General features: G+C 35.6%; 1 protein-coding gene. It reads left to right on the top strand.

Going from position 1 to position 1317, the window contains the following annotated elements:
* Window positions 1–103: 103 nt before the first annotated feature.
* On the top strand, window positions 104–901 hold the full coding sequence (locus ACQKNR_RS29230) for an inositol-3-phosphate synthase (protein WP_427322758.1): 798 nt from the start codon (window positions 104–106) through the stop codon (window positions 899–901).
* Window positions 902–1317 lie beyond the last annotated feature (416 nt).

The raw sequence follows: 1317 nt of genomic DNA, 5'->3' as shown, positions 1-1317 counted from the left end.
TCGTTTTCCAGGTTCAATTTTCACATCAGAGAATTCTCCACTCAACAAGTCATACTCTAATTGAATTTTCACACCAGCTTTATGACTACATCCTCAGGCCGACATTGAAGAATTTAGAAAAAAATATAGTCTTGAGCGAATTGTTGTGATAAATACTGCTTCAACAGAAGAAAAGATAAAAAATCAGTCGTTATATCAATCATTAAAGGCGTTCGAGACTGGGTTAAGGGAAAATTCACCGGATATTCGGCCGGGTATGCTTTATGCTTATGCGGCATTGAAATCAAAATGTGCCTATGTAAACTTTACACCAAGTGTGACGACTGAGATACCAGCACTGCAGGAGTTAGCAGAATTACAGGTTGTTCCGACGGCAGGAAAAGATGGAAGAACAGGTCAGACTTTATATAAACATGTTTTAGGAAAAATGTTCAAACAACGTGGGTTGAATATTATCGGGTGGTATAGTACGAATATCTTAGGAAATCAGGATGGTGCAGTTTTGGAACACCCAACGCATTCTTCAACAAAGATTGATTCGAAGTCCATTGGGTTAGAACGAATATTAGGGTACAGTCATTTTGATTATAAAGTAAGAATTGATTACTTTCCTATTCGAGGAGATAGAAAAGAGGCATGGGATACGATTGACTTTGAAGGTTGGTTAGGGGAAAGAATGACAATGAAAATTAACTGGCTAGGCACTGATTCAATTTTAGCTGCGCCTCTAATAATTGATCTTTCCCGTTTTATGGATCATGCACTTAGAGAAGGAGAGGTAGGAATAATGAAACATCTTTCCCTTTTTTTTAAAGCTCCAATTGGAACAGATGAGTATGCCCTTGATCTACAATATCAAACATTATTAGAATATGTGAAGAATTTCGAAGACAATGTGTAGTATTCTCGGTGACCTTAGAGTTGAAAAATATGAATGTAGTATTTGGGACAGATATTGGTATTATTACCAAAATAGAGAATTGATTAGAAGGATTTAGTTAGAAGTGATTTCAACACACTTTATTTAATATAAAATGACCCCGCTGATAGTTGTGGGGGTCATTTTATATTCTAGTGTTTCAAAGTTCATACTAGAAACCTCTAAATTCATGCTATAAATAGTTTGATATAAAACCATCTATGCTAAATAAATAGGATTTTTTTTATTATTAAGTTTTATTTCTCCCGAAATCTTTACAGTTATCTCTTTTGTTATACTCAATTTGACACTCCCACGGCTAAAGCCACAAGCTGACTAACGTCAGTGGGATTCTTGCTACCAAAGGCGAAGTCTATTTCTAGTATCGCTGACGTGCA

The organism is Bacillus sp. NPDC094077 (genome assembly GCF_050279465.1).
GTDB lineage: Bacteria > Bacillota > Bacilli > Bacillales > Bacillaceae_G > Bacillus_A.
This window is presented reverse-complemented; position numbering and strand designations above follow the sequence as displayed.